16 protein-coding genes are annotated in these 23692 nt (G+C 33.3%); 12 read left to right on the top strand and 4 right to left on the bottom strand.

Going from position 1 to position 23692, the window contains the following annotated elements:
• Nucleotides 1-46: 46 nt before the first annotated feature.
• Entirely contained in the window at nt 47-1222 is a 1176-nt protein-coding gene (locus ACIQ2L_RS04090; protein ID WP_396156708.1) for a 5-(carboxyamino)imidazole ribonucleotide synthase, read from the bottom strand.
• A gap of 180 nt (nt 1223-1402) precedes the next feature.
• Here ACIQ2L_RS04090 and ACIQ2L_RS04085 point away from each other — a divergent pair, with 180 nt between their 5' ends.
• Nucleotides 1403-2458 (top strand): WD40/YVTN/BNR-like repeat-containing protein, encoded by a 1056-nt coding sequence (locus tag ACIQ2L_RS04085; protein WP_396156706.1) that lies wholly within the window; start codon nt 1403-1405, stop codon nt 2456-2458.
• Here the strand turns inward: ACIQ2L_RS04085 and ACIQ2L_RS04080 are convergent.
• Entirely contained in the window at nt 2448-2984 is a 537-nt protein-coding gene (locus tag ACIQ2L_RS04080; protein ID WP_396156704.1) for a hypothetical protein, read from the bottom strand. The two genes, ACIQ2L_RS04085 and ACIQ2L_RS04080, sit on opposite strands and share 11 nt — an antisense overlap.
• A gap of 97 nt (nt 2985-3081) precedes the next feature.
• Here ACIQ2L_RS04080 and hpt point away from each other — a divergent pair, with 97 nt between their 5' ends.
• The 7 genes from hpt (at nt 3082) to ACIQ2L_RS04045 (ending at nt 10360) form a co-directional block, all read left to right on the top strand.
• Complete coding sequence (hpt, locus tag ACIQ2L_RS04075; RefSeq protein ID WP_396156702.1) at nt 3082-3612, top strand: hypoxanthine phosphoribosyltransferase; 531 nt, start codon at nt 3082-3084, stop codon at nt 3610-3612.
• A 117-nt stretch (nt 3613-3729) separates the two neighbouring features.
• A complete protein-coding gene (locus tag ACIQ2L_RS04070; protein WP_396156701.1) occupies nt 3730-4302 on the top strand; it encodes an adenylate kinase in 573 nt (190 codons plus the stop codon).
• A gap of 134 nt (nt 4303-4436) precedes the next feature.
• Nucleotides 4437-5660 carry a hemolysin family protein gene (locus ACIQ2L_RS04065; RefSeq protein ID WP_396157010.1) on the top strand — a complete coding sequence of 408 codons (1224 nt, stop codon included), beginning with the start codon at nt 4437-4439 and terminating at the stop codon, nt 5658-5660.
• A 99-nt stretch (nt 5661-5759) separates the two neighbouring features.
• The gene (obgE, locus tag ACIQ2L_RS04060) at nt 5760-6794 is read left to right on the top strand and encodes a GTPase ObgE (RefSeq protein ID WP_396156699.1); all 1035 of its coding nucleotides are present in this window, start codon (nt 5760-5762) and stop codon (nt 6792-6794) included.
• A gap of 213 nt (nt 6795-7007) precedes the next feature.
• The gene (locus ACIQ2L_RS04055) at nt 7008-9158 is read left to right on the top strand and encodes a S46 family peptidase (RefSeq protein WP_396156697.1); all 2151 of its coding nucleotides are present in this window, start codon (nt 7008-7010) and stop codon (nt 9156-9158) included.
• Nucleotides 9159-9303: 145 nt separating this feature from the next.
• On the top strand, nt 9304-9996 hold the full coding sequence (locus ACIQ2L_RS04050) for a tetratricopeptide repeat protein (RefSeq protein WP_396156695.1): 693 nt from the start codon (nt 9304-9306) through the stop codon (nt 9994-9996).
• A gap of 70 nt (nt 9997-10066) precedes the next feature.
• Complete coding sequence (locus ACIQ2L_RS04045; RefSeq protein WP_396156693.1) at nt 10067-10360, top strand: hypothetical protein; 294 nt, start codon at nt 10067-10069, stop codon at nt 10358-10360.
• A 112-nt stretch (nt 10361-10472) separates the two neighbouring features.
• On the opposite strand, the gene ACIQ2L_RS04040 is transcribed toward ACIQ2L_RS04045, so the two are convergent.
• The gene (locus tag ACIQ2L_RS04040; RefSeq protein ID WP_396157009.1) at nt 10473-11900 is read right to left on the bottom strand and encodes an IS1182 family transposase; all 1428 of its coding nucleotides are present in this window, start codon (nt 11898-11900) and stop codon (nt 10473-10475) included.
• 255 nt (nt 11901-12155) lie between these two features.
• The gene (locus tag ACIQ2L_RS04035; RefSeq protein ID WP_396156692.1) at nt 12156-13490 is read right to left on the bottom strand and encodes an OmpA family protein; all 1335 of its coding nucleotides are present in this window, start codon (nt 13488-13490) and stop codon (nt 12156-12158) included.
• Between the two features lie 217 nt (nt 13491-13707).
• Here ACIQ2L_RS04035 and ACIQ2L_RS04030 point away from each other — a divergent pair, with 217 nt between their 5' ends.
• The 4 genes from ACIQ2L_RS04030 to ACIQ2L_RS04015 all read left to right on the top strand — a co-directional run bounded on the left by ACIQ2L_RS04030 (nt 13708) and on the right by ACIQ2L_RS04015 (nt 23676).
• Nucleotides 13708-16620, top strand: coding sequence for a TonB-dependent receptor domain-containing protein (locus tag ACIQ2L_RS04030; RefSeq protein WP_396156690.1), 2913 nt, complete (start codon nt 13708-13710; stop codon nt 16618-16620).
• Between the two features lie 145 nt (nt 16621-16765).
• Complete coding sequence (locus ACIQ2L_RS04025; protein ID WP_396156688.1) at nt 16766-17782, top strand: glycosyltransferase family protein; 1017 nt, start codon at nt 16766-16768, stop codon at nt 17780-17782.
• A 5-nt stretch (nt 17783-17787) separates the two neighbouring features.
• The gene (locus ACIQ2L_RS04020) at nt 17788-19161 is read left to right on the top strand and encodes a GH1 family beta-glucosidase (RefSeq protein ID WP_396156686.1); all 1374 of its coding nucleotides are present in this window, start codon (nt 17788-17790) and stop codon (nt 19159-19161) included.
• 216 nt (nt 19162-19377) lie between these two features.
• Entirely contained in the window at nt 19378-23676 is a 4299-nt protein-coding gene (locus tag ACIQ2L_RS04015) for a T9SS type A sorting domain-containing protein (protein WP_396156684.1), read from the top strand.
• Nucleotides 23677-23692 lie beyond the last annotated feature (16 nt).

Genomic DNA, 23692 nt, shown 5'->3' with positions numbered 1-23692 from the left:
TTTTTTTGAACACAGATTTCACAGATTAACGCAGATTTAATTTGTGCTAATTTGTGGAATTTGTGTTTATTTTACTAATTACTTTAATTGAATTCTTAACTTCTTCCGCAATTCTTCTAGCTTCATTCATATCCTCATTTACAATGGTAACATGTCCCATTTTTCGGAATGGTCTTGTTTCTCTTTTTCCATAAATGTGTGGTGTAACGCCATCAATCGCCATAATTTTCTCGATATTTTCGTAAACAACTGGACCAGAAAAACCTTCAGCACCGACCAAATTTACCATAATTCCGGCAACTTTGCTAGCGGTATTTCCTAAAGGTAAATCCAGAATAGCACGTAAATGATTTTCAAATTGCGAGGTGTAACTTGCTTCAATGCTATAATGTCCGGAATTATGAGGTCTTGGTGCTACTTCGTTGACCAAAATTCCTTCATCATGTGTTTGAAACATTTCAACGGCAAGCAATCCTACATGATTGTAGGCTTGTGAAACTTGTAGTGCAATTTTAGTTGCTTTTTTGGCGATGTTATACTCAATTCGGGCTGGGCAAATTACATATTCAACTTGATTGGCTTCGGGATGGAATTCCATTTCAACAACAGGATAGGTTTTTACTTCGCCTGATGCACTGCGAGCTACGATTACTGCCAATTCATTTATAAATGGTACCATTTGCTCCGCTATGCATTCTACATTTGGAAGTGTCTCAATATCTTGAATAGAGCGTACTATTTTCACTCCATTTCCATCATAACCAAATTGGGCACATTTCCACACAAAAGGCATTTCGATTAAGCCGTTCTCAATTTCGGCACGCAAACCATTTAAGCTATTAAAACGTTTGAACGCTGAAGTTGGAATTTGATTTTCGACATAAAAATCTTTTTGAACGCCTTTGTTTTGAATTAATCTCAGTGTTTTTGGAGAAGGATACACTTTTAATCCTTCTTCTTCTAATTTATCTAAAGCATCGAGGTTAATATTTTCAATTTCAATAGTTAATACATCTACTTTTTTACCAAATTCATACACGGTATCGTAATCCATTAAATCACCAATAAAAAAATGTGTAGCACCAAATTGACATGGCGCATCCATACTTGGGTCAAGAAAATAGGTTTGAATGTCAAATTTTCGAGTTTCGGCTAATAACATCTTGCCGAGCTGACCGCCTCCGAGAATTCCTAATTTAAAGTTGGAAGAGAAATAGTTCATTCGTCCTAGTTATTGTTTTTTATTGGTCTCATGCAGTCGCTTCGCTCGTGTTATTTTGTTGCGTGTTGTCAGTCTGTCGACAAGAAGATTGGCACAAAGATAATTTTTAAAAAATGAATATTAAAACCAAAAGTGTAACAATATTTTACATTGATAAACTAATTTCAAAAATAAAAAATTATGAAAGCTATATTCTCTTCAGTTTGTGTTCTATTTTTTTTAATTACGAATGCACAAGAAAGCACTTGGAAAAAGTTAACAACGGAACCTTATCCAGGAAAACAAGACGACATCACCTTTATCGATGAAAATAGTGGTTGGTATGTAAATGGGTATGGAAAAATTTACCACACAGAAGATGCTGGCCTAACTTGGGTTAAGCAAATAGAACAAAAAGGCACTTTCTTTAGAACGATTGCTTTTGTTGATAAAAATAGTGGTTTTGCGGGAACGGTTGGAACCGATTATTTCCCAAATGTTACTGATACCATTCCATTGTATAGAACTAAAGATGGCGGTAAATCATGGAATCCCGTTTCGTATAAAGGCAATTATGTTAAAGGTTTATGCGCTATAGATATTGTGAAAGAACAATTTATCAATCATGGGAACATCGATTATAAAACACATGTTTTTGCCGTAGGCAGAGTTGGAAGTCCGGCTAATTTTATGGTTTCACATGATGGAGGAGAAACTTGGACATCAAATAGCATGAATAATGATTGTAAAATGGTGTTCGATATTAAAATGTTGAATAAAAACGAAGGATTTGCTTGTGCGGCGAATAATGAAGACATTGCTCAGTCAAATGCTGTGATTTTAAGAACTACTGATGGAGGAAAAACGTGGCAAAACGTATATCAATCTTCCCGACCTTATGAAACAACTTGGAAAGTATCTTTTCCAACACCAAAAGTTGGCTATGTTACCATTCAAAGTTATAACCCAGATCCAAATGTAAAACAACAACGCATTGCCAAAACAGTTGATGGTGGAAAAACTTGGGAAGAAATAAATTTGGTTGAAGATGCTGGTTCACGCGAATTTGGAATAGGATTTATTGATGAGAATCACGGTTTTGTGGGTACAATGAACTCAGGATTTGAGACAAAAGACGGAGGTAAAACCTGGGAAAAAATTGATTTGGGACGCGCGTGCAATAAAATTAGAATTTATAAAAACGAGAAAGGAAAAGTATACGGTTATGCTATTGGAGTGAATGTTTTTAAGATGTAATTTTCTTTAAAATATCTTTCACTGCAAATCGATACCCAGGAGTTTGATCACTAGATTCGCGTGATAGAAGCATGATTAATTCTTCGTTTACCCAAGAATATTTTTTACCCAAAATGTATAAAAAACGCATAGTGTAAGCAGCGTTAGCCGCTTTTTTGGTTTGAATGAGCCAGTCTAAGCCTGTTTCAATGATTTTTTCTTCTTGAATTTTGTTGAGTCTAATTTTTTTACTCTTGGCTAAAAACAAGCAAATTTTTGAAATAGACCGAATAGCAGAATCCGATTTATAGTCCGCTATTGAAGTACTGAATTTATCTATAAAAGGAACAAAAAGGGTTAATTGCTCTTCACAAATCATTTCTAAAATCCAACAAGCCTTTATATGATTTTTATCTTCAGTGTTACACGCGATTTCAACTAATTGAGAAATATATATCGGATTTTCAATACAATAATCTCTAATTAATTCCCTTGGTTTTCTATGAGCTGTACAAGTGGCAACCTGATCGTAAAATGGAGTATTCATTAAGTAAAAAAATCAAATTTATAAAAAAGTGCTAATACTTAGTCCTTAATACTTAATACTTCTTTAAATTTGTACCTTATTTTAAATTCAAAACCACATGATACACCTTCACGATAAAACGTTCGAGCCATTCATTTCTTCAGAGGAAATTGATTTTGCGATTAAGAACATGGCCAAACAAATGGATGATGATTTTTTTGACGAAGTGCCTGTGTTTATTGGTGTTTTGAATGGCGCATTTATGGTGTTGTCTGATTTGATGAAACAATACCGCGGCATGTGTGAAGTGAGTTTTGTGAAATTGGCGTCTTATGAAGGAATAGCAAGTACAAACGACATAAAACAATTGATTGGATTGAATCAGGATGTGGAAGGCAGAACCGTTGTAGTTGTAGAAGATATTGTCGATACAGGAAATACCGTCGAAGAACTGAAATCCATCTTTAAAGAGAAAAAGGTAAAGCATTTAAAAATCGCGACGCTTTTCTTCAAACCACAAGCCTATAAAAAAGACATCAAAATTGATTACATCGGAATCAGAATTCCAAATAAATTTATAGTAGGATATGGTTTAGACTACGACGGCTTAGGAAGAAATTTGCCGGATGTTTATCAAGTGGCACAATAATAATTAACGATTAAAGATTAACGATTTTTGAACTAAGAACTTTGTACAAAATGACTAAGCATATTAGAATGAAAATCATAAATCATAAATCAGCAATCAAAAATCAAATAAATTTTTATGATTAATATCGTTCTTTTCGGAAAACCAGGTGCTGGAAAAGGCACACAAGCTGAATTTTTAAAAGGAAAATATAATTTGACACATCTTTCAACAGGTGATATTTTCAGATACAACATTAAAAACAATACCGAGTTAGGAAAATTGGCCCAAACCTATATGGAAAAAGGCGATTTGGTTCCGGATGAAGTTACCATTCAAATGTTGCAAAGTGAAGTGGATAAAAATCCAGATTCTGACGGGTTTTTATTTGATGGTTTCCCAAGAACTATAGCGCAAGCAGAAGCTTTGGATGGGTTTTTAGAATCAAAGAATCAAAAAATAACCGCAACGGTTGCTCTAGAAGCAGATGACACCATTTTAGTAACCCGTTTGTTAGAACGAGGCAAAACCTCAGGAAGACCTGACGATCAAGACGAAGAAAAAATCAGAAACCGTTACGAAGAATACACTCAAAAAACAGCACCTTTGATGGATTATTATAAAGCGCAAGGCAAATTTCACGCTGTGGATGGAATCGGTACTATAGAAGAAGTGACACAGAGGTTGAATAACGTTTTTGATAAATTATAAGAGGTTTATAGTTTATGGTTCATAGTTTATAGTTAGAGATTCTAACAAACCACAAACCACAAGCCACAAAAAGTAAACAACAAATGGAACTACTCATTATACTTTTTTTAATACTCCTAAATGGTGTGTTTTCTATGTCTGAAATCGCTTTGATTTCAGCTCGTAAAAACCGTTTAGAAACCGCTGCCAAAAAAGGAAATACCAATGCAAAAGTCGCTTTGGATTTGGCTAATTCACCAAATAAATTTCTATCAACGGTTCAAATCGGAATTACCTTGATTGGAATTTTGACGGGTATCTATTCGGGCGATAAAATAACTTCAGATGTTAAACTTTTTATTGAAGGATTTGTTGTTTTAAAGCCTTATGCTGATTCAATAGCGGTGGGAATAGTAGTGTTGGTTTTAACATTTTTCTCTTTAGTATTAGGCGAATTATTACCAAAAAGAATCGGTTTAAATCATCCGGAAAGTATTGCTAAAGCAGTAGCACTTCCGATGAAGATTATTTCTCAAATTACCGCTCCTTTCATTTGGTTACTCACAATTTCTACAGAAGGACTACTTAAGGTTTTGAACATTAAACCCACAGCTGACGGAAAAGTTACTGAAGAAGAAATTAAAGCCATTATTAAAGAAGGAACCGAAGGTGGTGAAGTGCAAGAAATTGAACAAGATATAGTAGAACGCGTTTTTCATATTGGAGACAGAAAGGTGAATTCGCTCATGACTCATCGGCAATCTATTGTATACCTTTCGTTAGAAGAAACTTTAGAAGCATTAAAGAACAAAGTACTTGACGAATTACATTCGGTATATCCTGTTTGTAGTGAGAATATGGACGATGTTGTCGGAGTCGTTTTGCTGAAAGATTTGTTTACTAGTTTTGAAAAAGGACCATTCGATTTAAAATCGATTACTAAAGATCCAGTATATTTCATTGAACATACATCGGTTTATAAAGCGTTAGAGAATTTTAAAAAGTCAAAAGTACACTATGCATTGGTTACAGATGAATATGGCGTTTTTCAGGGAATTATTACCCTAAATGACATCTTAGAAGCTTTAGTAGGCGATGCCTCTGATTTTGATGAAGACGAATACCAATTGATTGCAAGAGAAGATGGGACTTGGCTTGTTGATGGTTTGTATTCTTTGCATGATTTCTTGACGTATTTTGATATGGATGAATTGACTAATGACTATGAAGTTACTACCGTTAGTGGTTTAATAATGACCGAACTTGGAAATATTCCAAAAACGGGTGAAAAACTGATTTGGAATAAATTTGTTATAGAAGTCATTGACATGGATGGCGTAAAGATTGATAAAGTGATTGTGAAAACTTTAAAAGCTTAAAAATTGGTTTAAAAGTTTAATGTAGTTTAATTTTGTTTAAAACTAGTTGAAAAGCAAACCATTAAACCCATAAACCCTTAAACATTTAAACTAAAGAAAATGACAGAAGGCAATTTTGTAGACTACGTAAAAATATATGTTTCTTCCGGAAAAGGAGGAAAAGGTTCTTCGCACCTACACCGAGAAAAATTTATTGAAAAAGGTGGGCCTGATGGTGGTGATGGCGGTCGTGGTGGACATGTTTTTTTGAAAGGGAACAAAAGTCTTTGGACCTTATTTCACCTCAAATTTGCACGTCACGTAAAAGCCGGTCATGGTGGCGATGGCGGAAGTTCAAGAAGTACGGGTCACGACGGTGAAGATCAAACCATAGAAGTGCCATTAGGAACCGTAGTTCGCGATAAAGAAACCGATGAAATTTTGTTTGAAATCACGGAGCACGGAGAAGAACGAATCTTGGCGAAAGGCGGAAAAGGGGGTTTAGGAAATTGGCATTTTAGAAGTTCAACCAATCAGACACCTCGTTATGCCCAACCTGGAATGCCATCAGAAGAGTTAGATGTCATTTTAGAATTGAAAGTCTTGGCCGATGTCGGTTTAGTAGGGTTTCCCAATGCAGGTAAATCGACTTTGCTGTCGGTATTAACTTCTGCCAAACCAAAAATAGCCGATTATCCGTTTACGACGTTGAAACCCAATTTAGGAATTGTTGCCTATCGTGAATTCAAATCCTTTATTATGGCAGATATTCCAGGAATTATTGAAGGTGCAGCCGAAGGTAAAGGATTAGGACATTATTTTTTACGCCATATCGAACGTAATTCAACGCTTTTGTTTCTAGTTCCAGCCGATGCGGACGATATCAAAAAAGAGTATGAAATTCTACTCGATGAATTGCGTCGCTATAACCCAGAAATGTTAGATAAAGACAAGCTCATCGTAGTTTCTAAATGCGATATGCTCGATGATGAACTCAAAGCGGAACTAAAATCACAACTAGACAAAGCCTTCAAAGGAACGCCTTATTTATTCATTTCCTCAGTGGCCAATCAAGGATTAATCGAGCTCAAAGACAAACTTTGGGAAATGCTAAATGTAGCTACTGAACTGCCTGAGAATAGTCATGGTTTGTAAATTATAGAGTACCATTTTTAGCTATCTTAAAGGATAGCTTTTTTATTTCTAAAATGAATGTTAAAATTTACGCTATCGATGTAGTTTTTAGAAATGATTGTTCGTCAATTAATTCAAAAAAACTATATTCGCACCGCTTATAAAAGTTTTTTTTGGAACAAATTCAAATTTCAAAAGACTAAAGCATTGAATCGTATAACTTATTAAAATATTATGAAGAAAATTGTTTTATCTCTAATCGTTGGGATAGTATTGATGCCATTGAGCATGAAAGCTGACGAAGGAATGTGGTTCCTAATGTTCATTGAAAGATTAAACCACCGCGATATGCAAAAAATGGGCTTACAACTGACAGCCGAAGAAATTTATAGCATTAACAATCATAGTTTGAAGGATGCTATTGTGCAATTTAACGGAGGTTGTACAGCCGAAATAATTTCAAAAGACGGTTTGGTTTTAACCAATCACCACTGTGGTTACGATGCTATTGCAGAACTTTCTACAACACAAAAAAACTTATTGAAAGATGGTTTTTGGGCAGAAAACAGAAAAGCAGAAATTAAACCATCTAGTTTATTTGTTCGTTTCTTCGTTCGTATGGACGATTGTAGTAAAAGAATTTTAGCCAAAGTAAACTCTTCTATGTCAGAAGCTGATAGAGAAAAAGCAATCAATGCTGAAATTGCAGCTATCGAAAAAGAAAATAATCTAGGCGGAAAGTATACGGTTTCTGTGCGTTCTTTTTTTCAAGGAAATGAATATTACTATTTTGTATACCAAGATTATAAAGATGTCCGTTTAGTAGGAACTCCTCCTGAAAGTTTAGGAAAATTTGGTGGCGATACTGATAACTGGGAATGGCCACGTCATACTGCCGATTTTTCTATGTTTAGAGTTTATTCTGATAAAGACGGAAATCCAGCCGATTATTCAGAAAGCAATGTGCCTTTAAATCCAAAGCACTATTTACCAGTAAATTTAGGTGGTGTAAAAGAAAATGACTTCGCAATGATTTTAGGTTATCCGGGAAGAACCAACCGTTGGATGCCAGCAGCTGGTATTGAGCAAAACGTAAAATTTGCTTATCCAGCATGGGTAGAAGGTGCTAAAACTGGAATGGATGGCATGAAAAAATATATGGATCAAAGTGATGCTTTGAACTTAGTCTACGCTTCTAAATATGCATCAACAGCCAACTATTGGAAAAACCGTCAAGGGATGATTGACGCGTTAACTAAATTTGGAACTTCTAAAACCAAAGCTGCTCAAGAAGCTAAATTTAATACTTGGGCAAACAAACCGGGCAACAAAGCGAAGTACGGAAATGTAGTGGCTAATATCAATACGTATTACGGAATGACTAACGAAAAGTCAAGACATGATAATTATTTGCAACAGTTATTTAGAACCAGTGGTTTTGGTACTATAGGACGTACTTTAGGTCGTCAATTAGAAAATTACGTTAAAGCCGATGCTACTAAACGTGCCCAAATGGCACCTGGAATTGAAGAAATGGCAACGGAGATGTTTAAAGAACTTCACTTACCAGCAGAAAAAGATATTTTAGCAGCACAATTAAAATTATACGCGACTAAAGCTACAGGATATGCTATTGCGCCAATGGTTAAAAAAATTGGGGACGAGAACAACAATGATTTTACAAAATATGTAAATGCTGCTTTTGATTTAAGTGTGTTCACTTCTCTTGACAGAATTAAAGGGTTTTTAGCCATTCCAAGTCAAGGCATTTTAGATAACGATCCTTTATACACCTTATCCAATGACATGATTACTCACTTTAATTCAAAGTCAGATGAAATAGCGAAAGCCCAAAACGATTACAGTGCTTCGTTCCGTTTGTTGGTTGAAGGATTAAGAGAATCTAAAATTGGAACTATCAAATATCCAGATGCCAATTCAACCTTGCGTTTAACCTATGGTAAGGTACGATCTTTACCAGCGGACAAGCGTAATGACGCAAAAATAAATAACTATACGACACTTGACGGACAAGTAAAAAAATATAAAAAAGGAGATCAAGAATTTGATTTACCTGTTAAGGTTTTGGATATGAATAAGAACAAAGATTACGGAAGATTTGCCGATAAGGACGGTTCGCTTCACGTAAATTTCTTAACGGATAATGACATAACAGGAGGAAACTCGGGTTCGCCAGTATTGAACGGAAAAGGCGAATTAATTGGTTTAGCATTTGATGGAAACATCGAAGCCATGGCTGGAGATGTTATCTTTGATCCTAAATTGCAAAGAACCATTAATGTAGATATTCGTTATGTATTATGGGTAATTGAGAATTTCTCAGGTGCCAAGCACATTGTAGATGAAATGACATTGGTGAAGTAAAAGTAATAAAGTAATTCTGAAATGAATGAAGAATCTAAAAATTCGTCCTGATTAATTTCGGGACGTTTTTTTTGTTCTAAATCTTTTATTGGAATACTAATAATAAACTACATTTGTTCTGCTCACGCAAACTATATTGGAGTAAATGAAAAAATTGATTTTTATTATTTATTTAATGTCAAATATGATTTTCTCTCAAACCAATTTTGAGAAAGCAGAAAAGCTTTTTTCACAGCAAAAATATGCTTTGGCCAAGCCAATTTTTGAAAGTATACTTATCGAAAATCCCAATCATCAGAAAACTTTAGAATATTTAGGTGATATTGAAGGCGATAGCAAATCTTGGGATAAAGCAATGGTTTACTATGATAAACTTAGAAAACTAAATCCATCTAATGCAAATTATTATTACAAATACGGAGGTTGTCTTGGCATGAAAGCCAAGGAAAGTAATAAATTTAAAGCACTCGGAATGATAGGCGATGTAAAGGCTTCATTCGAAAAAGCAATACAACTCAATCCCAATCATATTGAGGCGCGTTGGGCATTGATAGAATTATACCTTCAACTTCCCGGAATTATTGGTGGCAGTGAACGCAAAGCTCAAAAGTATGCTGCCGAATTACTAAAGATATCTCCAGTAGACGGACATCTGGCTAAAGGACACATTTCTGAATATTTCGATAGATACCAAGAAGCTGAGAATAATTATAAAAAAGCAATTGCTTCAGGCGGTTCAAAGAATACGTATCTAAAATTAGCAAATCTCTACAAAAACAAATTAAACCAACCACAGAAAGCAAAAGAAGTAATGGATTCGTTTTTTCAAAAAGGATAATTTACCATTTTAAAATATAGTACTCAAAATTATTTTTTCATATATTTGAATTCACTTTAAAAACTTATTTATGAAAAAAATCATTTTATTAGCAATCGCCTTGATTGGATTTAATGCAGGAGCACAATCATTGCCTAAGGAAGTAAAAAAAGTAGTACCTGCAGCAGCTACAAAACAAGCTGAAGCAACAGGTAAAGCAGAAGTTAAATCAGCAAAAAAATCGAATAGCACTCTTAAAAAAGTGAACAAAACTTCCAAAGATGTGGAGAAAGGAGCTGATGAAGCTGCAAAATATTCCAATAATAAAGCAATAAGTACAACAAAAAAAGGAGCAAAATCTGTTAAAGATGCCACAGCTCAATAGTTTTTTTTTTTACAATTGGAAGCCGTCTCAATATTAAAATTTGAGGCGGTTTTATTATTTGATTCCATTTTTTCTAAAAGTTTAAAATTATAGAATGATGATAAAATTGCTTTCAAGCTGCAATTTTCTTTCTTAAATTGTGAGCTAAAGCCATTAATCCGAACTCTAATTCTGTTTTTTCGATTCCTTTGAGAGAAAATCGTCTAAAACTGTTGTTATGTTTGAGTTGAGCAAATACGGGTTCTACATCGGCTGTGCGTTGTTTTCTTTTATGTAATCCTGTCTCGCTTGTTAAGAGTTCCCTTATTTTTTGTTTGTGTCTCTCAAGATTGTGGTTTCTCTCTATACTCCGATTTCCTTTTCCTTTAAAACATTGACCTCGTAATGGACAACCTTCGCAGTTTTTGGCTCGGTAATGTGTTAACTCTTGCGTATAGCCAGCTTCGGTAATCCGTTTATTTTGGTAAGTTTTATGCATTTTTTGTCCAATTGGACATACATAATAATCTTCTTCTTGGTTGTAATGAAGATTTTCTTTACTAAATGGTTTGTGCTTCTTTTGATAATTTTTGTCTTGTTCTTTGTCAAAAGTATTGTACTTCACATAAGCTATTAACTCTTGTTTTTCTAAATAATCATAGTTTTCTTCACTTCCATAGCCTGCGTCGGCAGTAATGTCTTGTAGTTCTTGAAAAACTTCCTCTCCGTAAGTTTCTTTTAGATTTTCTAAATGTGGTTGTAAAGTTTTAGTATCTGTTGGGTTTTGATGTAAAGTATAATTAAATATGATTTGATTTTCAGTTGATATTTGTGCGTTATAGCCAGGTTTTAACTGTCCGTTTTTCATATGATCTTCTTTCATTCGCATAAAAGTAGCATCTGGATCGGTTTTACTATAGGAATTTCTATCTCCCAAAATAGCTTCTTGTTCTTCATACTTTTGAAGATTTTTTTCAAAGTTTTGTTTGATGTAACGAAGTTTTGCTTTGGATTTTGATGAAGCTTTTTCATTACCTGATAGTTTAGCGTCTATTTGCTCAACAGTTTTTTGAATAACTTCTTTGCTGATTTCTTTGAACTCAGGCGGTTCTGGATTTGGGTCATCATCATTGGAGATGCTTTGAGCATAATTCCATAAATCTTCTAATTGAGTAAGCATTTTGGTTTTATTTGTTTTGATGCTATTACCCCAAACAAAGGTATATCTACCTGCTTGTACTTCTATCTTTGTGCCATCTGTATAAATTTGTTTTAAAGAAATAAGTACTTCTGATGCTAACATTAAAAACACTTGCTTGAAAATTTCTTTAAAACTGTCTTTAAGTTTGTTGCTTCTGAATCGATTAATAGTATTATGGTCAACTATGTTCATGCCAGTCAACCACATAAAATTGATATTCTCTCTTATAGCTAATTCTATCTTTCGAGAAGAATAGATGTTAGTCATATAAGCATACAACATTACTTTTAGTAACATTTTTGGATGATAGGCTGGATTACCTTCTTTACTGTATGCTTTTAACAATGGCTGAATGTTTATTGACTCAACTACTTAGTCAACTACTCCTTTAGATTTGTTTTAATAAATTTAGGTAAATTTAGAAAAGAGAAAAGTGTGGTTTGACGTTGATTGTAATGCTTGAATTTCATATATAATCATCTGTAAATCAGATATAAATATACAAAAAATCAATCTTTTATGCAAGAAAAAAACATAAAAAAACCGTCTCTAGTTGTGAGACGGCTTCTTTTTATAATTAAATCAATTATTAAAAAATTTACGATTATAAAATAATTATTTAATCCTAAAAATTACTTTTCTAACCAAACTTCTTGTTTCCTTACTGCTTGGAACATAGGTTCTGTCCTCTCCACCCGAAATTGTATTTAATCGAGAAGGATCTATACCTAACTTTATTAAAGTATCTTTAACATTATTTGCTCTATCTAAACCTAACTGTTGATTATCAAAACGATCACCTATATCATCCGTATACCCTATCAAATCCATATTGGCATTTGGATTCGTATTCAAATAAGTTAAAATATAATTAATACTATCCTTAGAAGAACTAATATATACCGATTTATTTGTTTCATAATAAACACAAATATATCCATCATTAATTGCTCTAGTAAATGCGTCATCGGTTGACTTTTGATTAGTATTAGATGGTGATTGAGATGTATTGGTAATGCCTGAATTAGCACCATTATTTTTATCTAAGTACTTTTCAATTTCATCTGGAATATTGTTTTTATTTTTATCTACCATAACACCTTTTGTGTCTACAATAGATCCTTCAATAGAATTATTTTCTTGATCTAAATAATCTAATACTCCATCTTTATCGGTATCAATAAGTTTAGTTTCAACCTCTTTCATTCGTTTTTCTAGATCTTCATTCTTAGCGTCAACTAATTTTTTATTTTCTTCTTTAACTTGTTCAACGGGTTTTCCTAATTTATAACTTATCCCAATAGACAAACAACTCATCTGACCTGTCAAGTTGTTCTTTTCATCGGACACATTTCCATCCCAAGTATGGTGTTGTCTAAAGTTATTAATTAACGTCATATCTAAAAATAATGCCGTTTTTTTAGTAATATTATATGATGGAGATATTCCGTAAATCAATCCTAAAATATGATCTGGTGAACCAATAACCTGATTTTGTGAAGATTTAACAGTTTTAAGAGAAGCTATATTAATTCCGATATGGGGAAGCAATTTGAATTTAGAAGTTTCACTTAATCCAAATAATGCATTAATATTAAACATTGTTTGTATGGATAGTCTAAATTGAGCCACTTCAAAATCATTACTTTTATTGTTCGTAGGTATAAATCTATCAAAGGCTAAATCCGATTTAAAAGTAACATATTTGTTTACATAGTATCTCGCTCCAATATTTACAGAATTTAAATTTATTTCCCCTAAAAATTTATCGTTTTCTGTAGAAAAATAGCCGTCGTTATAAGGTCTAATACCGCGACTACTTCCAAAAGATAAGTCTAAAGACCATCTATTTAATTTAATTTTTTTTGTGCTGGCGGAATCAATTACTTCTTGAGAAAAAGCATTAAAACTAAGAAGATAAATTAGTAATAAAGACAAAATATTTTTCATGAAACTATCTATTTTTTTTGCAAATCTATTCAAATTTGTATTTGTCATACTACAGCAAATAAATTATTAACAATTTTAAAACATTCCTAACTATTACATTTTAATTGGTAATGATTAATTAATATTTTCATAATGATAATCTTGAATTTTATAATTTTAGGTTAACTATAATTTCACACTTCTGTACTTAGTTTGCATCACAACTAAAACTCCGCAGATGAAATTTTTTTACGCTACTATCTTACTTCTCCTATCGCACGCAATTACTGCTCAAACTGGAATTATTTCAGGAAGCGTTGTAGATGAATCAAATGGATCATCATTACCTGGAGTTAATATTACCATCAAAGAATTGAAAAAAACCCTAACTAGTGATTCTGAAGGAAAATTCATTTTTAGAAATATTCCTGTTGGTCTTTATGAATTAGAATTCCGATTTGTAGGTTATCAAGCAAAAGCCGTATCTGATATAAACGTGATAGCTAATGAAACAACCAACTTAAATGCTTCATTAAATTCCCAAAAAAATGTATTGGATGAAGTGGTAATTACAAGAACAAAAGCCAAAACAGAATCGGTTAAATCATTATTGATAGCTCAAAAAAACAGTGCCAATGTATCTGATGGTATTTCTGCTGAAACCATAAAAAGAACTCCCGACAAAAATACTTCAGATGTATTAAAGAGAATAAGTGGCGCGAGTATTCAAGACAATCGTTTTGTAATTATTAGAGGTTTGAATGATCGTTATAATGCCGCCTTTTTAAATGGAGCTCCATTGCCAAGTTCAGAATCTGATAGAAAAGCCTTCTCTTTTGATATTTTCCCTTCTAATATGTTGGATAATTTAATTATCACCAAAACAGCGACACCCGATTTACCAGGCGATTTTGCTGGAGGTGTTGTTCAAATAAATACAAAATCGGTTCCTGATAAAGATTTTCAATCGGTAACTATTGGTTCAGGGTACAATACCATAACAACTGGTAAAAATCAAAGAACTTATAAAGGTAGTGGCACTGATTGGTTGGGCTTTGATAACGGAACGCGTGCTATACCTTCCACCATTCCTAATGTTGAGGTATTTAGCACTCTGGGTTTTCAAGAAAGAGTAGATGTAGCAAAATCGTTTCAATCCGATTGGAACATAAATGATAGCACTTTTGGCCCAAATTATAGCTTTCAATATTCTCTAGGCCATCACTTTGATATCAAGGACAAAACATTAGGTATAATGTTTTCGGTTTCCAATAATAAATCAAATAATTTTAATACCGTTTTGAGAAATGATTATGACAATCCTGGCCAAGATTTACCAGCGATTTTACTTGAAACGTTTAATGATAAAAACTATAGCGAACAAGTATTAACTGCAGCATTAGCCAATTTTTCTTTGAAATTTAATGATAATCATTCTATTTCTTTTAAAAATATTTTGAGTTTGAATTCCACTGATTTAGTGGTAGAAAGGTCTGGTCTGAATGATGTTGCAGATGTTAGGTTAACTGTTTCAGATGTAAGATGGTTTACAAGCAGTAAAATTTATTCAGGACAGCTTAATGGGGAACATTATTTTTCTAAACCAAAAATTAAACTGAACTGGACAGGCTTTTATAGTGATATAAATAGAGATATTCCAAATCTGCGCAGGAATATTTATACTATAGCTGATCCTGACAGTACAGATCCAGCACAAAATACTCCAATTGCTGCAATTGCAGCTAATAATGGTGGTCCTGATTATGGCGGTGGAATGTTTTGGTCTGAAACGAAAGAATTTATTACAGGAGGTAAAATAGATATTTCAAGAAAGTTCTTGATCGGTGAAAATTTTAACAATGAAATAAAAATTGGTGGCTTCACACAACTTAGAGAAAGAGACTTTTTTGCGCGTCAACTACAATATAATGAGTTGAGACAACCACCAGGAACTTTATTTGATACAGATCTGTTAGAATTACCAAATGCTACGATATTTAATGTTGCCAATATGGGGCCACAACCTTCAGGATTAAATGGTTTTACCCTTTTTGATTTTACAAAATTTACGGATACCTATTTTGCAACATCTAAATTACATGCCGGGTATCTTATGTTGGATCATCGTTATAAAAAGTTTAGACTCATTTGGGGAGCTCGATTAGAAAGTTTCACGCAAACTTTGGACGCAAGAAAAACTGAAGTTGAATATTTAGCGTTAAATAAAAAACAAAATGACCTATTACCATCCGTAAATTTAATTTATGCTATTACAAGTAAACAGAATTTACGTATCAGTTTTTCTAAAACTTTAAATAGACCTGAATATAGAGAATTAGCACCTTTTGGATTTTACGATTTTACGACTCAATTTTTCACTCAAGGAAATGACACTTTGAAAATAGCTAAAGTTAATAATTTTGATTTGCGTTATGAATTTTATCCTGGTAAAGGACAACTATTTTCAGTTTCTTATTTTAGAAAAAATTTCACAAATCCTATAGAACTTAAACAAGAAATTAATAACAAAACGGTAACCTATAGAAACGCAGATAGTGCTGTAAACAGTGGTATAGAATTAGAATTCAGAACCTTATTGAGTTCTATTTTTACAAACGAGAATACTACCGTTTTTGATGACATCACATTATTTGCAAATACCGCAATAATTAAATCAGTAGTAGACGTCTCGAGTATTAGTTCCGTTAATACAGATTCGAGCATTCCGCTTCAGGGTCAATCGCCTTTTGTGATAAACGTTGGTTTGCAATATTTGAACAAAGAAAATGGCTGGGTCTTTTCGTCAAACTTAAACAGAGTAGGAAACCGAGTTGCTATTGCTGGAAATGAATTCAATCCCGCTTTATGGGAAAAAGGAAGAACAATAATTGATTTTCAAGTAGCAAAAAGTTTGATGAAAAACAAAATAGAATTGAAACTAAATGTTCAAAACATTTTGGCTCAAGACCAAATTTTCTATCAAAACGATTACTCACAAGCGGATAGATACGGAACTTTTGAAACATTAGGAAATTATATTTTTACTGGAGATTATTTGTATGAAGATGGCTTTAATCCTAAATACGATAATGTCTATTGGCGTACTAAATTTGGCCCAACATTTTCTTTTTCGATGACCTATAATTTTTAATTTAAAAACAAAATTCCAAATCATCTCAACGATTGTTTTAGTCACTATTGAAGAAAACTTTGGATATTTAAACAACTATAAAAGTACAATTATTTAAATTTTAGTAACCGCTATCATTTTTATAGTTAGAAATAAATTTAAATTAATGAAAATTCTATACGCCGTTCAAGGTACTGGTAATGGTCATATCACAAGAGCAATCGAGATCATTCCCTATTTGCAAAAAAAAGGAGATCTAGACATCCTGGTAAGCGGCATTCAATCTGATATTGAGCTCCCATTTGAGGTTAAATATAAATTTAAAGGACTTTCCTTTATTTTTGGGAAAAAGGGAGGGATTAATTTTTGGGAAACGTTTTTAAAATTAAATTCAAGAAAACTATTAAAAGACATAAAAGCACTTAAAATCAAAGAATATGATTTGATAATAAGTGATTTTGAGCCTATTTCTGTATGGGCTGCTATAAAAGCAAAAAAAGTATGTATTGGACTTAGTAATCAAGTTGCCGCTTTGCATCATTTAGCGCCTAAACCTCAAAATGATGATTTAATGGGCAAATTGATTTTACAAAATTATGCTCCTACAAATTATAATTACGGCTTACATTTTAAAAGTTTAGATACTAATGTATTTACACCAATAATTCGAAAAGAAGTAAGAGCTATTACCCCAACAAATAATGGTCATTATACCGTTTACTTACCTTCCTATGATGATATACAAATTATTAAAAAATTAAAAAAAATTGAACAGGTAGAATGGCATGTTTTTTCTAAACATAGTTCAAAAAAATACAAAGTGCATAACATATCAATAAACCCTATAAACTCTGAACTTTTTTTGAAAAGTATGGCTTCGGCTGAAGGCATATTTACTAACGCCGGATTTGGCACAACCAGTGAAGCTTTATTTCTTAAAAAGAAATTATTAGTAATTCCGATGAAAAAACAATATGAGCAACATTGTAACGCCGCTATGTTAGAAGAAATGGGAGTTACCGTACTTAAAAAATTTAATAAAAAAATGATTGAACCCATATTAGAATGGGTTAACAGTACTAATTTAGTTGAAGTTGATTATAAAGACAACGTAAAAGATATTATTGATTTAATTATTAAAAATCATAACGTTTTAATTAAAGATGGTCAAATTGACAAATAATTAAAATGAAAAATCTCGAGCAAAATATCGATTTAACGTTCAATTATTCTAAAGCTGATTTTGGCGAAGACTTTTTATGGGGTGTATCCTCATCTGCGTTTCAAACTGAGGGTAATCATGATAAATTTGGAAAAGGAGCGTCAATCTGGGATGAATTTTCAAGCAGAAAAAAAGCGATATTAAATAATGATTCTCCAAATATTGCAACTAATTTTTATGAAAATTATAAAGACGATATAAAACTAGTTAAAGCATTATCAATACCTTTTTTTAGATTTTCAATATCGTGGTCTAGAATTTTACCAAACGGAACTGGAGAAATAAATCAAGAAGGAATCAATTTTTATCATGATGTATTGGATGCTTGCAAAGAAAATAATATTGAACCTTTTGTAACACTATATCATTGGGATTTACCTCTCGAACTAGAAAAAAAAGGTGGATGGACTAATAGAAGCATTTTGGAATGGTTTGAAGAATATACTTCGGTTTGCATCAATGCATTTAAAAACAAAGTTAAGTATTGGGTGGTCTTAAATGAACCTTCTGTTTTTGTTGGTGCTGGTTATTTTTTAGGCATTCATGCACCAGGAAAAAAAGGAATCAATAACTTTTTACCCGCAATGCATCATTCGTTACTTTGCCAATCTATAGGTTTCAAAACTATCAAAAAAATTGACCCAAGTGCTCAGGTAGGAACTACTTTTTCATGTACCTATATTACTCCAAAAACCTATAATGAAAAAGACATTAAAGCCGCTGAAAGAATCGATACTCTTTTAAACAAAGCCTTTTTAGAACCATCATTAGGTTTAGGATATCCGATTGCAACATTGCCTTTTTTAAAACATATTTCTAAATACACTCTTAAAGGTGATGAGGAATTAATAAAAGTAGATTTTGATTTTATTGGTCTTCAAAATTATACAAGAGAAGTAGTAGAACATCATTCTTATACACCTTATTTGAATGCAAAATTAGTTCCCGCTAATAAAAGAAATGTTGACTCCACTTTAATGAATTGGGAAATACATCCGAAGTCTATCTACATGATGATTTTAAAATTTAGTGAATATAATGGGGTCAAAAAAATTATTATAACCGAAAATGGCGCTTCATTCCAAGATGAAGTTAAATTGGATATAATCAATGATGAAAAACGTGTCAATTTTATAGAAAGCTATTTGCAACAAGTTTTATATGCAAAAGAAAAAACGGATAAAGTTATCGGTTATTTTGTATGGTCTTTAACGGATAATTTTGAATGGACTGAAGGTTACAAACAACGATTTGGTTTAATATATGTTGATTACTCTACGCAACAAAGAATTATAAAGAAATCAGGTGTTTGGTATAAAAAATTTTTAGAAGGAAAGTAAATTTCTTAAACATACGTTAACATTTGATGCTAGATTTTTGTCATAAATAGGCCTGTTAATACTAACTTAACAAATAGTAAAATAAAAATTTACATTAAGGGCAAAGTAGAAAACGATTACTTTACTTAATAATCATCTTTATTTAATTCATTTTTTACACTAAATTATTCTGTTAAATCTAAGTTTGCCTTGTCTAACAAAATAACATTTTTAAAAATGAAAAAAAATTATTTAATTGCGCTTTTGGCATTATTTGTCAACTTTGCAAATGCTCAACAATTTTTTGAGTCAACAACTTATCGTGGTGCCTTTGCACCTGGAACTCCAATGTGGACGGATTCATGGACCAACTTTGACCCAATCAATGAACCGTACCCTGATGCTGCAACTGTAGTAAACGTTACTGCTGACATTACAACTAACACAACGTGGTTGTCTGGAAGAACTTACAAATTAACAGGTTTGATTTATGTAAGAAACAATGCTACGTTAACAATTCAACCTGGTGTAGTGATTAAAGGTCTTACCTCTGTTAATGGTACTGCTTTAATTATTACTAGAGGTTCTAAATTAAATGCTATCGGAACTGCTACTAGTCCTATTGTATTTACCTCTGGAAAAACAGTTGCTCAAGGAAGACAACCTGGTGATTGGGGTGGAATTATCCTTTTAGGAAGAGCTGGATTTAATGCCAATGTTCCTGCAGGATTAAATAACGGTGTTAATAACATCGAAGGTATTACGGCAAATGCTAATACTGAATATGGTGGTGGAGCTTCTGCTATCAACAATGATGATTCAGGAACATTAAAATATGTTAGAATTGAATTTGGTGGTTATGTTTTCTCACCTAACAACGAAATTAATGGTTTAACAATGGGAGCTGTAGGAAATGGTACTACCATTGATTATGTTCAAGTATCCTACACTAATGATGATGCTTTTGAATGGTTTGGTGGTTCTGTAAATTGTAAGCACTTAGTTTCATTCAGAAATTTAGATGACGATTTTGATACTGATAACGGTTACAAAGGTCTAGTACAATTTGGTTTAATCGTAAGAGATCCTGCTATCGCTGATAACCCATCTGTTTCTACTTCTGAAAGTTTTGAGTCAGATAATAATGCTACTGGAGCTGTATCACCTGCTGGTTTTGATACCACTTCTGCAATATTTACAAACATTACTTCAGTAGGACCATCTTTCCGTGCTACTTTATTACCAACTACAGCATTAGCTACTGGACATGAAAGAGCGTTACGTTTAAGAAGAGAAACACAATTGAAAGTTTTCAATTCAATTTTTATGGATTTCAAACAAAGTATCTTATTTGTTGATGGAGCCGCTACTGTAAGCAACGCAACTCCAGACGGTACTTTGAAATTTGTAAATAATATTATGGCTGGTGCTGTTGGTAGTTTCACAGGTGGTGTTAACCCAGCTAGTTTAGCTACAGGTGTAGGTGCAGCGAATTGGTTTACATCAAATGGAAACACTACACAAGCATCTAGTTCAGGTATTTTGGCTTCGCCTTATAATGCTACTACAAATACCTATTTAGGATTAGATTACAGACCAGCAACTGGAAGTGCAGCGCTTGGTGGAGCTAATTTTACTGATAGCGCCATTGCTCCTTTTGTAATTCCTCCTACGGCAGGTACAACTCCAGTGGTAACAAACGTTACCTATTGTAAAGGTGCTGTTGCTACTCCATTAACAGCTACTATAACAGGATCTGGTACTTCTTTATTATGGTATACTGTTGCTACTGGTGGAGTAGGTTCAGCTACAGCTCCAACACCTGCTACAACTGTTACTGGTGTTAAAAACTACTATGTTTCTCAAATTAATCCAGGAACGGGAGAAAGCGCAAGAGTATTGTTAACAGTTACTATAAATGCTTTACCAACTGAAGTTATTGGTACAATCACAGGTGTAGGTCCAGCTGGATCAACTTCTGTAACTGCAATTGGAAATTATGTGGGAACAACAGCTGTATTTACTTACTCAGTACCTGCATTTATAGATGGTTCACTAGCTTATTTATGGACAATGCCTTTGGGAGTAAATATTACCGGTGGTCAAGGAACCAATTCAATTACAGTAAACTTTGCTAACGTTCCTTTTGGTGCTGGTGCTGTTGGATCAATACAAGTACAAGCGGTTAATGCAAGTGGTTGTAGAACTGCTGCTAAAACTTTAGCATTGACTAAAGCGTTACCGCTTGCTCCTACTTTAATCAATATGTATGATACTGCTTCAACTACTCCTACTACGGCGCTTACTTCGTATGCAAAATATATGGGTTCTACCACTCCATTAACTTTGACTGCATCTCCTGTTGTAGGTGTTACAACCTATGAGTGGGAATTACCAGCTGGTGTTACTATAAGTATTCCTGCAGGAACTCCTGCTCCAGTAAACTCAACGGTTAACTATACTTCAGAGCCATTTTTTAGTCCATCAACAGGTTCGCTTCCTCTTGGAACTAGATTCTGGACAGTTTCTAATACTACGTACACAATTAATGTAAATGGTACTCCAACAACAATTACTGTTTCTCAATGTGCTCAAAGATATCAAGGTGGTGGTGCATATCCTTCTACTACTGCACTTTACTTACAATACGGAACGGTAGTTAGAAGTAACTTACCCTCTATTTTGGTAAATTTTGCTGGTGTTACAAACCCTGCTACAACGGCATTATACTTCGGAGTTAGATCACTTAACGGTGTTGGTTACTCAACTACATCTAATACAGCAAACGCTGATGTTGTAGCTAATTTAACTGGAATTCCAGGTTTGTTTAATACAACATACACAGCAACACAGACATTAATTACACCTCCTAATATACAAGGAAGTACAACGTACACTGCAAGTGGTTTTGCTCCAAAAACTTCAAAATTGAAGAAGTTCACAGCTGCAATACCTAATGCTCCAAGTGCATTGAAATTAACGAATCCAGCTGCTGTTTTACCAGCGACTCCAACAACTGCAGTGAGCATAGTTACTCCATTTATTGGTACAACAACGCAATTAACATTGACTGCAACTCCATCTGCAACTGCATCTTCATATGCTTGGACATTGCCAGCGGGTGTTAATCAAATTTCAGGTGGAAATTCAAATGTTATTGTAATTGATTTTGCTGGTGTAGCGCCAGGAGTTACTTCTATGTATTTAGAATGTAAAGCTGTAAACGCAATTGGTAGTTCAATTACAAATAACTCAGCTGCAACTGTTATTCCTGCAACCACTTCAACTGCTAGATTGTTAAAAGTAACAGCAGCAGTTCCTTTAGCTCCTGCAACTTTAGCTTTAACTAATGGTATTACTACTACAGCTATAACTAATGCAGGTAAATTTTTAGGTACAACTACTGCATTAACATTAACAGCTGCTGCTTCAGCTAATGCAACTTCTTACTCTTGGGAATTACCAGCGGGTGTTACTCAATTGTCTGGTGGAAATACAAGAATTATCACTGTTGATTTATTTGGTGTTGCACCAGGTACTACCACATTATATTTTGGTGTGAAAGCGGTTAACGGAGTTGGTTCTTCAGTTACAAACAATGCTACTGCTGTTCCTGCAACAGCTTCAACAGCTAAATTGTTAAAAGTAACAAATACAGTACCTCTAGCTGTTTCAATTGTATCAGGACCTCTTACTGCAATTAGCTGTGGAACTACTTATAACTACACTATAACAGCGTCTTTATTAGCAAGTTCTTACATCATTACTGGTCCTGCTGGTTCTGTGGTTACTTCTGCAAGTTTTCCTTCAAATCCAACAAATACTATTACAACAAGTGATTTGACATTCTCAGTGGTATATCCAAGTAACTTTGCTACAGTAACTCCAAAAACTATAGTTATTACTTCAGTTAATGGTTTTGGTAATAGTACAACTAACAAAACACTTACTATTGCTCCGGCTACTTTATTACCGGTAGGAGTTATAGGAGGCGGTTCAACATTTAGCAGAACAATTCCAAAAACTATTTCAATTCCTGCTGTTACAAATGCTGCTTCATATACATGGTCAGTAGTGAATGGTGCGGTAATTGTTTCTGGTCAAGGAACAACTTCGGTTGTTGTTGATTTTACTAATGTACCGTTAGCTTCAACTACAAATGTTGTTTCTGTTTTTGCTAGCAGTAATTGTGGTGTAAATACACCAACAAAATCAATTACATTAACTGCTACATTACCAAGAATGGCTGAAGCTAAAGTTATTGATGAAAAAGCTTATAGCAATGCATCAGTATATCCTAACCCTGCAACATCAGAATTCAATATTGATATTGATGCTTCAAAAGTTGGTGCAGTTCAAATGTCAATCTATTCTATCAATGGAATAATGGTATTGAACTCTAAAACAATCAACTTGGAAGAGGGTAGAAATACTATCAATGAAAACATCTCAAATTTAAGCAATGGTATTTACATTGTTAGATTAGTTGACGCTTCTGATAATGAAGTATTGGTTAAAAAATTAATCAAAAACTAATCCTTAAATCATAGTT

Origin of the sequence: Flavobacterium sp., assembly GCF_044369455.1 — a bacterium.
In the GTDB taxonomy this organism is placed as follows: Bacteria; Bacteroidota; Bacteroidia; order Flavobacteriales; family Flavobacteriaceae; genus Flavobacterium.
The sequence above is the reverse complement of the archived record's forward strand: the minus strand, read 5'-3'. Positions and strand labels throughout refer to the sequence as shown.

Excerpts from the sequence above, each read along its gene's own strand:
- ACIQ2L_RS04065 (WP_396157010.1), top strand. The coding sequence starts at position 4,437 with ATGTCTGAAATCGCTTTGATTTCAGCTCGTAAAAACCGTTTAGAAACC.
- ACIQ2L_RS04025 (WP_396156688.1), top strand. The coding sequence starts at position 16,766 with ATGAAAATTCTATACGCCGTTCAAGGTACTGGTAATGGTCATATCACA.
- hpt (WP_396156702.1), top strand. The coding sequence starts at position 3,082 with ATGATACACCTTCACGATAAAACGTTCGAGCCATTCATTTCTTCAGAG.
- ACIQ2L_RS04080 (WP_396156704.1), bottom strand. The coding sequence starts at position 2,984 with ATGAATACTCCATTTTACGATCAGGTTGCCACTTGTACAGCTCATAGA.
- ACIQ2L_RS04050 (WP_396156695.1), top strand. The coding sequence starts at position 9,304 with ATGAAAAAATTGATTTTTATTATTTATTTAATGTCAAATATGATTTTC.
- ACIQ2L_RS04045 (WP_396156693.1), top strand. The coding sequence starts at position 10,067 with ATGAAAAAAATCATTTTATTAGCAATCGCCTTGATTGGATTTAATGCA.
- ACIQ2L_RS04090 (WP_396156708.1), bottom strand. The coding sequence starts at position 1,222 with ATGAACTATTTCTCTTCCAACTTTAAATTAGGAATTCTCGGAGGCGGT.
- ACIQ2L_RS04015 (WP_396156684.1), top strand. The coding sequence starts at position 19,378 with ATGAAAAAAAATTATTTAATTGCGCTTTTGGCATTATTTGTCAACTTT.
- ACIQ2L_RS04020 (WP_396156686.1), top strand. The coding sequence starts at position 17,788 with ATGAAAAATCTCGAGCAAAATATCGATTTAACGTTCAATTATTCTAAA.
- ACIQ2L_RS04085 (WP_396156706.1), top strand. The coding sequence starts at position 1,403 with ATGAAAGCTATATTCTCTTCAGTTTGTGTTCTATTTTTTTTAATTACG.
- ACIQ2L_RS04055 (WP_396156697.1), top strand. The coding sequence starts at position 7,008 with ATGAAGAAAATTGTTTTATCTCTAATCGTTGGGATAGTATTGATGCCA.
- ACIQ2L_RS04030 (WP_396156690.1), top strand. The coding sequence starts at position 13,708 with ATGAAATTTTTTTACGCTACTATCTTACTTCTCCTATCGCACGCAATT.
- ACIQ2L_RS04070 (WP_396156701.1), top strand. The coding sequence starts at position 3,730 with ATGATTAATATCGTTCTTTTCGGAAAACCAGGTGCTGGAAAAGGCACA.
- obgE (WP_396156699.1), top strand. The coding sequence starts at position 5,760 with ATGACAGAAGGCAATTTTGTAGACTACGTAAAAATATATGTTTCTTCC.
- ACIQ2L_RS04035 (WP_396156692.1), bottom strand. The coding sequence starts at position 13,490 with ATGAAAAATATTTTGTCTTTATTACTAATTTATCTTCTTAGTTTTAAT.